This window comes from Leptospira kobayashii, from assembly GCF_003114835.2.
Classification (GTDB): domain Bacteria; phylum Spirochaetota; class Leptospiria; order Leptospirales; family Leptospiraceae; genus Leptospira_A; species Leptospira_A kobayashii.
This window is the reverse complement of sequence record NZ_AP025028.1, coordinates 1,330,001-1,339,767: the sequence shown is the minus strand read 5'-3', so window position 1 is coordinate 1,339,767 and position 9,767 is coordinate 1,330,001. Positions and strand designations below refer to the sequence as shown.

The 9,767-nt window shown below is 37.9% G+C and carries 10 protein-coding genes (1 of these 10 cut by a window edge); 7 read left to right on the top strand and 3 right to left on the bottom strand.

The annotated features are described in order from the left end of the window. Positions 1-159: 159 nt before the first annotated feature. Positions 160-555 (bottom strand): nuclear transport factor 2 family protein, encoded by a 396-nt coding sequence (locus DI077_RS05920; protein ID WP_109022565.1) that lies wholly within the window; start codon positions 553-555, stop codon positions 160-162. A 452-nt stretch (positions 556-1,007) separates the two neighbouring features. Here DI077_RS05920 and DI077_RS05915 point away from each other — a divergent pair, with 452 nt between their 5' ends. Together DI077_RS05915 and DI077_RS05910 are read left to right on the top strand one after the other, a co-directional pair. After that, a complete protein-coding gene (locus tag DI077_RS05915; protein ID WP_109022566.1) occupies positions 1,008-1,958 on the top strand; it encodes an alpha/beta hydrolase family protein in 951 nt (316 codons plus the stop codon). A gap of 132 nt (positions 1,959-2,090) precedes the next feature. Continuing rightward, a complete protein-coding gene (locus DI077_RS05910; RefSeq protein ID WP_109022567.1) occupies positions 2,091-2,453 on the top strand; it encodes a hypothetical protein in 363 nt (120 codons plus the stop codon). A 27-nt stretch (positions 2,454-2,480) separates the two neighbouring features. Here the strand turns inward: DI077_RS05910 and DI077_RS05905 are convergent, their stop codons facing one another. After that, positions 2,481-3,578, bottom strand: coding sequence for a hypothetical protein (locus DI077_RS05905; protein WP_341461794.1), 1,098 nt, complete (start codon positions 3,576-3,578; stop codon positions 2,481-2,483). A gap of 633 nt (positions 3,579-4,211) precedes the next feature. Between DI077_RS05905 and DI077_RS05900 the strand changes: the two genes are divergently transcribed. The 5 genes from DI077_RS05900 (at position 4,212) to DI077_RS05880 (ending at position 9,562) form a co-directional block, all read left to right on the top strand. Beyond that, positions 4,212-4,847 (top strand): TetR/AcrR family transcriptional regulator, encoded by a 636-nt coding sequence (locus tag DI077_RS05900; protein ID WP_242935376.1) that lies wholly within the window; start codon positions 4,212-4,214, stop codon positions 4,845-4,847. A gap of 215 nt (positions 4,848-5,062) precedes the next feature. After that, a complete protein-coding gene (locus DI077_RS05895) occupies positions 5,063-6,673 on the top strand; it encodes an FAD-dependent monooxygenase (protein WP_109022569.1) in 1,611 nt (536 codons plus the stop codon). After that, positions 6,670-7,782 carry a VOC family protein gene (locus DI077_RS05890; protein WP_109022570.1) on the top strand — a complete coding sequence of 371 codons (1,113 nt, stop codon included), beginning with the start codon at positions 6,670-6,672 and terminating at the stop codon, positions 7,780-7,782. The genes DI077_RS05895 and DI077_RS05890 overlap by 4 nt, the downstream gene beginning before the upstream one ends. A gap of 17 nt (positions 7,783-7,799) precedes the next feature. Continuing rightward, positions 7,800-8,750, top strand: coding sequence for a fumarylacetoacetate hydrolase family protein (locus DI077_RS05885; RefSeq protein WP_109022571.1), 951 nt, complete (start codon positions 7,800-7,802; stop codon positions 8,748-8,750). Further along, entirely contained in the window at positions 8,747-9,562 is an 816-nt protein-coding gene (locus tag DI077_RS05880) for an SDR family oxidoreductase (protein WP_109022572.1), read from the top strand. The genes DI077_RS05885 and DI077_RS05880 overlap by 4 nt, the downstream gene beginning before the upstream one ends. 18 nt (positions 9,563-9,580) lie before the next feature. Here DI077_RS05880 and DI077_RS05875 read toward each other — a convergent pair whose 3' ends face one another. Continuing rightward, a protein-coding gene (locus tag DI077_RS05875; protein WP_167837238.1) for a nuclear transport factor 2 family protein crosses the window boundary here: on the bottom strand, positions 9,581-9,767 show its end. It continues 494 nt past the right edge of the window; the window shows 187 of its 681 coding nt (coding positions 495-681); its start codon lies beyond the right edge, outside the window; it ends in the stop codon at positions 9,581-9,583.

The window sequence follows — 9,767 nt, the reverse complement described above, 5'->3', positions numbered from 1 at the left end:
ATCCATCAGGATGCAATAAATTATTTTATCGATTTTTTCAGAATAGGGTAATAAACCCAACGATCCTCATTTTCACTGAGTTTTGCAATATGTGTTTTTTGGAAAATTTACAAGTTTAACCGAACTTAAGGCAGAGTTGAATCCGTCCTGTCATATGGGCTAATTCTCTTCCACCCAAACAGCATGAACGGTATCAAAGTATTCTTTCACTTTTACAATCCGATTGTCTCTCAATGTAATTAAAAAATGGTAATGGTTGTTATAGAGTTTTGAATTTGATTTTCTTACGGCTTTTGATTCTGCGATCAGGCTCACTCTATCCTCTTCCGCCGTCATCTCTCCCAAAAGAAAAGTGAATTTTTCAAAATTGCGTTGAAGCATTTTAAAACCGAGACTGATTTTTCTTTTATCATAATCCCCGGAAACAGGAATATTTCCCAAAATCCACCAATGAAGGTCATCCGCCAACAGAACGAATGCTTCACTTAACTTTTGTTCGCTAACCAAATCAAAATATTCTTTTACTATTTTTTTGTTTGATTCTTGAGTTGTCATAAGAGGCTTTTCCTGGTTATTATTTTGATTTGATTTTCTGTCTTGGCTGGGTTTTGAAAGCTCTCATTGTATGTTTTTCTTTTGCGCAATCATTAAACCCCGCCCTTCATTGGGTGGGGTGAACCACCCGCCACCCAATGGGTTCCCTTTAGCAAAACCTTGGCGACGAAGCAAACTGATTTCACATTTAAGGATTTTTTTTACAAATAAGTTCGTCTTTTTGCCTATTTATCGATAAAATCCAAATCCGAAAAATAAGTAAAAACCCTCTCTACCTTCACAATTGTGTCGGATCAGCTTAATCCTGAAATCCAATTTTTCCAAGATCCTGCCGGATTTACAAATTAAAATGTAGACCGATCGTTTCACTTTCCATAAACTTGGATAGACTGACTGGTTCACCTTAGGTGTAATTTCCAGCCGAACAAATTGTTTTTTCAAATGGAGATGATATGAAAGCACAAGAATTGCATATAAAAGCGAGAGACGGATACAACTTAGTAGGAACCCATTTTACACCTGACCCCGCTACAGCTAAAAAGAACGAGGACATTATTGTAATTAACTCGGCAGTCGGCGTCAGACGATCCTTTTACGGACCACTCGCCAAATTCCTTTCTCAAAACGGATATCATGTATTTCTTTTGGATTGCAGGGGAATTGGGGACTCCGGAGACCCGAAATCAGTAGATGAAGGCATCTACACCTGGGCCATTCTGGATCTAAGCGCCTTATTTACCCATATAGAAGAAAACTTTCCGAAATCAAACTTACACGTATTAGGTCATAGTGGAGGAGGATGGCTTATGGGATTCATTCATCCTCCTAAAAATCTGAAATCGATGATTCTTCTGAATGTAGGAGACGGTTACTACGGGTCTTTTTCCTTTCCTAAAAACCTGACAATTTATTTGGTTTGGAAATATATGATTCCCAGAGAAGTTAAAAAATACGGAATTTTGCCGACAAGCAAACGTTATTACGGTGTTCCACTTCCGAAAAATATAGCCCTTAGTTGGGCGGATTACGGCTTAAAGAAAGGTTTCACTGAAAATACATCCATGAACCCCCATGCCAAATATTTTCAAGATTACAAAGTACCCGCTTTAGCGTATAGTTTTTCAGATGATACCGTTTTGCCTCTATCAACCATCCTAGTTATGAATCAAAGATTTTCAGGATTGAATTTACTTCATAAGCACATTCAACCGAAAGAAATTGATGAAAAAGAAATGGGGCATTTTGGCTTTATCAAACCCGGCCAAAAGAAAAAACTATGGTTGGATCTTGTTGACTGGCTAAATCATACAACAAGCTCGGCCCAGTCCTCTGAAGAGGGAGTCCGAGAAAAGGAAATCGTTTTAAAAAAAAGAGAAGAAAGAAAAATCAAAGCTCTTGTTTAAAAAAATTTGGAACATAGGCTTCCCCATCATCGAAGAAATAAAGATTGTCTCTTCTCCTTGCGATCCCGATCATATCGTTGTCGAACAGGGGCTAAGGAAGCCCCTATTTTACTTTCGACCAAGGAGTATATTTTGGGAAAATTCATAGGTTATTTCATAGCAATCATTATCGTATTAGCACTAGGTGTAGCAGGTTACACTTGGTCAGTGCTTAGCTGGAGTTATTCGGAAGGAGATCGGGCGGGGTATGTGCAAAAATTATCCAAAAAAGGATGGATTTGTAAAACTTGGGAAGGGGAAATCGCGCTTGTCACAATGCCCGGAACAGTAGCCGAAAAATTTTATTTTACCGTTCGGGATGAAAAAATTGCACAACTTATCAATGAGTCCGTCGGCAAAAGGATTGTTTTGGAATATGAAGAACACATCGGCCTCCCTACTTCTTGCTTTGGGGATACAAGTTATTTCATCACGGGTGTGAAAAATATAGAATAAGATTCCTTAATACCGACCAAAACCTAGTTATGGAACGATTACTTTCCCTGTGATATAATTATCCCTAAATCCGGTAGGATCGTCTTGGACCAGATAGGATGATAACACGACGCATGCATCGGAATAGGCGGTAACATCGAATGTCCTTTGGTCTGTTTGATATTCCCCCATACCAATTGGAGAGAATTGTTCCATCCAAGAAAGATTTGCAGGTCCATTACCGCCGCTCGTAGTAGAACTTGAGGAATCCAAATACAGATATTCTTCCGTAGTAGTTCCTATGGTTGTTTTCGCAATATATCCCATTTGATTTCCAACTAAATCTACAACCAAACAATGGTTCGTACAATTTCCGATCGTAACAGGTGCATTTACACTTCCGGCACAAGGCGAGGCTGGTGGGGGCGGAGGGACAGTATCGATACTTCGATTTCCTTTTGCATCTGCAGTGGAACCGACAACAATGATTTTGTATGCCGAATTTAATTCGGGAGTTAGAAATAAAAAATTCTGTGAAGAGGTGTCGTAAAAGGTAGCGGAAATGTAGTTAATTACATTATAATTGTCCGGCGCAAGACTGATTATACTCGGTCGTCCGATATATGCATCTAATCGTTTGAAGGCGGTAAGATCGGAACCTGCTTGGAATTTAACTCGGATCACTTGATATTCGGTTCCGCCAATGAGCGAACGTTTCGTTTCATAACTTATGATCGGTAGAGTGATTGTATTTGGCGGAATGACAGGAGGATTTGGTGGAGTGGTAATAAGTTCCCGAAAAGAAATGATTTTGCCGTCCTTTTTTAAAGTTAAGATGATTTTGAGTTTTTTGGTAAAATCCGAATAAGTGAATACCACTGAGTTTGTTTGAAAGAGATCTTCCTTTTGATTGAAGTGCCCGGAGATTTGATTCGTTTGGGAATTATAAGAAATTTCATTTGGATTCCCGATATAGGCTTCAACTGTTTCGAATTCATTCTTTGTTATTTTCAATTTATATTCGATGAGAATATCTTGAAATTGAAAGTTCCCATCTTTTCTATAAAAAGTTGTCAATTGAACCGATTGAAATTTGTCTTGAGTTACCTCTGCCGAATCAGATGAAGGAGTTCCAGGAAAACTCAAAAAAGCTACCCAAGAAAAATCATCTTTAGCAGATCGGCCGTTACATGAAATCAGAAAGAACAGGAAAGATAAAATGAAAAAAAAATGAAAAGATCGCATCTATTCTTTTTAACAATTAAAGAGAATATTTTATTAACTTATTTTTTATACGTTCTTAGTTTTTTAGATTTTTGTAACAAGTTTAAATATCAGAATATATGAAAGTGTTTTCATTGTCATGAGATTACGGATTCAATCTGAATTTTTCATGGATTACACTACAACCAATCACGATGCTTGGCCATTAAAGTAAAATTAGAACCCTCGGAAAAGACAGACAAAGAGATCGATTGATTTATTAGATTTTTTCACTTTTCTTCGAAGTAATAAAATAAATTTACACTTACAGCTCGTAGCTCTTTTAGCATCACCTCTAAGGATTTGTCCTTTCGCAAAACAGAATAGAAATCGTGAAAAATAAGAGATTAATTTATGTTATATGGATGTTATTGCAATGAATTATTTAAGTGCAAACTAATCTAGCTAGAAGTGTTTATCGCCCTCATCCGAACGGCTACTTTAATATATACAACAAAAATGAGTTTTCTCTCAGAAATTTAGTTGTAGATCAGGGCAAGGTCGAAATCCATAGAAATGATGGTCACACTAAAACCTAAAAAGATTTTACTTCCCAAAAAAGAAAGAACCCGAGCTCAAATCATGAATGCAGCTTTACGTTTGTTTGCTGTAAAAGATGCAGGTGAAACTTCGATTGCAGAAGTTGCGGTAGAAGCAGAAGTTGCGAATGGAACAATTTATAATTACTTTAAAACGAAAGACGAATTATTGGATGCTTCAGCACTCGTCTTAGCTGAAAAGATGGCTGCAGACGCTGACTTATTAATGTCTGAAATTCAAAATGAAGTAGAGCGATTGGCGTTTGGGGGTATACTTTTTCTTCAGAGAGCGAGAAAGGACTCCAATTGGGCTTGGGCTTTGATTCGAGTTGCCGCGGTTGCCCCAAAGATGAGTGAAATCCTTCGCGCTTATCCGTTAAGAGATATGAAGAAAGCAATTAGTTCCGGAAAGTTTACGATTGATTCAGAAGAATCCGCCTTAGGATTGTATGTTGGGGCAATTCATTACGGAATTCGAAATATTTTGGAAGGAAGAGCAAATCAGAAATCACAGGATGTAGATATGATTGCCTTGGTATTAAAAGCATTTGGTATTTCCCAGGCATCCGCAAAAAATATAGCTCAACGAGCTTTTGATAAAGCATGGAAATGAGATGATTGATATGCATTAAGTCAGATTCCGCCAATACAATTCAGAAACTTCTTTGTAGTTTATAAATCGACTTTGCCGAATATGCGGGTTTGGTCGATTGTTTTCATTTCTTCTCAAATATTGAACCCCCGCTCCTTCAATAAGCAGTCCGTAAAAATAGTTGACTAATTTCACATAAATGAGACATCTCTCAAATTAAGACAATTTCAACATTTATGGAAAATAAATTCAATCAAAACAATCCTCAAACACCGAACGTGGTAATCGTTGGTGCAGGTCCTGTGGGCGTGCTGACTGCCAATCTGTTAGGTTTACAAGGGATTCCTGTCATTTTGATAGATAGGAATCCGGATATCTTGGAAATACCCAGAGCCATTTCGTTGGATCAAGACGCATTGCGAATTTTACAGGCTGCTGGTTTCGGAGAAGAGATCTCGAAATGTATGCCATCGATTTCCTCAATTGAAATGATTTCTCCTTTTAGTGGGACTTTTGCGAAAATCAATTCAGCAGGATCGTTTGATGGTCATCCTCGTCTTGTTTCCATTTACCAGCCTGAGCTAGAAAGGATCTTAAGAAACGGTTTAAAACGTTTTCCTCATGTCTGCCTTTGGTCTGAATGTACATATAGTTCCCATATTGAAACAGATTCAAAAGTTATAATTAATATTAGTTATAATGGAGCAGATTGTAAAGTGACCACAGGTTACCTTCTTGGTTGTGATGGAGCCCACAGTCAAGTAAGAGAAAAGCAAGGTTGGAGTTTGAAGGGTTCTTCCTATAAAGAAGACTGGCTTATTTTGGATGTGGCAAAAATTCCCAAAACATTGGATAAAGTTGAATTTATTTGTGATCCGAAAAGACCGGTGGCCCATGTCCCTGGTCCTCATGGCTCTCAACGATGGGAATTCCTTCTTCGTAACGGTGAGAGAAGGGAAGATATGGAAAAGCCAAGCAAGGTTCGGGAACTAATGAAACCTTGGGGAGATGTTTCTTCCATGGAAGTGCAAAGAATCGCTGTGTACCGATTCCAAGCGAAAGTTGTGGATTGTATGGGGAATGGAAGAGTATTTTTACTAGGAGATGCCGCTCACCTAACTCCTCCTTTTGCGGGACAAGGTTTGGTGAGTGGACTGAGAGATAGTTTTAATCTATCTTGGAAGATTGCGGCAGTATTAAAAAAAACCGCCTCATCTAAAATCCTCTCGAGTTATCATATAGAAAGAAAACCACATGCAATGAAGACAATACGTTTAGCGGTTCTCTTAGGTTCAGTCATAATGACAAGAAGTAAGCTAAAAGCAATCTTTCGGGATATAGTATTTAAATTACTATATTATACACCTCTAAAACGTTATTTATTGGATTTGAGAATCAGACCAAAAAACTCTTTCAGTAATGGGCTTTTTTTAAAAAAGTCTACTTTATCAAAAAGCAACCTAACTCCAGGATCCATTTTTCCACAAACGCCGGTTAAGCTAAATGATGGATCTTGGAAATTATCGGATGATATTCTTGAACCGGCTCTCTATCTGGTTGGGTTTGGCAAACACCCTAGTTTTGTTTTGAGTTCGGACTCCTTATCGTTATGGAACCAAGTAGGCGGGAAAATATTATACATTTCAACTCAACAAAGTGCTTTTGAATCGGAATCCATGATTCCTGATGCGGAAGACGTAACTTCTACTTTTTTCTCTGCTTTCGGCGGAATGGAAAGGTTTGCGATCGTTCGCCCGGATCGAATTGTTGTTTCTGTTTTTTCTTCTGAAAATGCGAACGAAGCCATTCTCAACTTTTCGAAAATATATTCAGGTTCCAAGTTATGAAAAAAAATAGACCCCCTTCCCGATGTCCTGTGCAAGCTGATAATCCTTTGAGTAAAGCAAAAGATATCGCATACATTCGATTGGGCAGAAGAAACCTAAAATCTTCTTCCAGCTACTACCTTGATTTTGGACTTTCTTTGTTAGAAAAAACAGAAGAAAGAATTTTGTTCCATGGTCATGGTTCAAATTTTCCTTGTTGGTCTATTGAAAAAAATAAGCGAGATGTTTTGCTTGGATTGGGTTTTTATATTTCTTCAAAGGAGGAATTCGAACGACTCAAAGGATTAGAAGGTGCAAAGTTTTTTCCATCGGGTAGATTTGGAGATTTTCCGTTTGTAAATATAACCGATCCGTCCGGTCTTTCTGTGGATGCAGTCTTCACTGAAGTTTTTGAAGAACTAAAGAGCCCGGAAATATCTCTACAAAAGTTTTGGAACGCGCCTGGCAAAACAGAAAGAGTTAATTTTCCACACCCTTCCCAGTCAGGTCCAGCAAAAGTAATTCGTTTGGGACATGCCGTTTTACTAAAGCAGGAATTTTTAAAAAATGCACAATGGTATTGCGATACGTTCGGCTTTATTCCTTCAGACATTCAAATTCTCTCCGGATCTAAAGAACCTGTAATCGTTTTTCTACGATGTGATTTAGGAGACAAACCGACCGACCACCACACAATTGTTATTGCTTCCGGAATTGATGATCGATTGGAACATTGCGCATTTGAACTTGAAGATTTAGATGAAGTTGCCAAAGGGAGAGAATGGTTGCTTGGAAGAGGTTGGAAATCTGCATGGGGGATTGGAAGGCATCTCTTAGGAAGTCAGATTTTTGATTATCAGAGAGATCCTACAGGTATGCTCGTAGAACATTACTCAGACGGAGATAAATTTGATGATACGGTTCCAGTAGGGTATCATTGGATCAATCGCAAAAGTTTGTACCAATGGGGGGAAGACATGCCTGAAAACTTTTTAGATTTAACGTTATCCTTTCATAAACTAAAGGAATTGCTAAAAGGAATTTTTTCTGGAAAAGAAATTAGAATGGATACTTTACTTGCACTCAAAAAAACGATGAAAATTTCCCCCAGAAATTGGATTAAATATTAATACAAAAGGAATCTTATATGGCCAAGAATTATATACGTTTTGAAAAGGATCATAAAATCGATTGGGCTAAATTGGAATTTGGAAAAGCATTTCCCTTGGGAGCAGGAGATTTAAACACACGTGAATTTTTAGAATTCATAAAGGCAAAACCTGTCATTCAAAATAACCCTATTTACCAAGCCCAAGAACTTCAGATCCTCTCGCCAATCACAGCACCTTGTCAAATTATCTGCCAAGGTGCAAATTACAGACAGCATTTGATTGAATCTGGATTGGATCCTGACGATAAAACATATAATTTATTTTTCACAAAATCGGATGCTTCTCTTTCCTCACCAATAGGAGATGTAATTCGTCCAAAGCAGGTTCAACTATTGGATTACGAAATTGAACTGGGGTTAGTCTTTGGGAAAACAATCAATAACTCTTTAGAGATTCATTCTGGGAATATATCCGAATATGTATCTGCGTTGTTTATGGCTAATGATATCTCGGCAAGGGACATACAACTTCCACAATTACAATGGTACAAAGGAAAATCATATCGTAGTTTTTTACCCGCTGGGCCAGTCCTTGCTATTTTGGAGGAAGGGGATTTTTCTCTTTTGGAAAGTTTGGAACTTACCTTACTCGTAAACGATAGAGTCAGACAACATGATACTATTTCAAGTTTGGTTTTTTCACCAGCTGAATCCATCCAAGAGTTATCTCGTTTTTGTAATATAAATCCGGGGGATGTTCTTCTTACGGGAACTCCTTCTGGTTGCGCACTCCGTGCGCCTGGGAAATTTTTGCAAAAAATTGCTGCACTTCTACCGGAAAAAAAGAAATGGGAATTATTCATCAAAGGGCAATTGAAAAGGTCAGATTACCTACAACCTGGAGATAAAATTCATTCTTCCATCAGGACTGCAGATCGTAGAATTGATTTAGGAGATCAGGTTTTACAGGTGGTTCAAGAATCATGAAATTTCAAACAAATCCTTTTTGGAAAGACAAAGTGGTTTGGATCACCGGCGCCTCATCAGGAATCGGTGAGGCATTGGTACATTCGTTAAAAAATTCGGGAGCAAAAATAATTCTTTCCGCCAGACGAAAGGAGGAATTAAATCGGGTGAGAAATGAGTCAGGATGGGAAGAAAAAGACTCATTGATTATTCCACTAGATTTAGAAAATTACAATATACTGAAAGACTTACCTGTTTTGGTAATTCAAAAATTTGGACGAATTGATATTCTGATCAATAATGGAGGAATTAGTCAAAGGTCTCTTGCACATGAAACTACTTTATCCACCTACCAATCGCTAATGGATATTAACTTTTTTGGAAATATAGCTTTATCATTGGCTGTTCTACCGTATTTTCGAAATAAAAAAGAAGGTCATATCGTAAGTATTGGAAGTATTGCAGGAAAGTTCGGTGTTCCGTTTCGAACGGGTTACTCTTCATCCAAATTTGCTTTAACTGGTTTTTATGAAGCCCTCAGAGCTGAAAACATAAATGAAAATCTGAAAGTGACATTGATTTACCCTGGATTTATAAAAACAAAAATTTCAGAAAACGCTGTTTCGGGAGATGGTTCCAAACATGGAAAAATTGATCCAGGGATCAAGGAAGGGATCGACGTTCAAACTTGCGCCAATCAAATCCTTTCTGCTATAATTTCAGGTAAACTTGAATCTGTGATTGCGAGTCGCAAGGAGAAGTTTGCAATCTTTTTGCATCAAAATTTCCCCAGAATATTTGCCAAGGTGATTGCAAAAGCAAAAGTCGTATGACTTATGATTCTCTTTTGTTTAAGGTTGCGTTGCTTTAAGGAAAGCAGAACAACCACTCCACTCCCAGGCATTTTGTTTCAAAGCCCGTTCCTTTTCGCTACCGGTAGTGACTACGTTTGGCGTAATCGAAAGACCTGTGCGTTCCAATCCAAATGCAAGGTGGCGAAATTCTTTTGGGTATTTGCCCAAAGGCATAAAGAGGTAA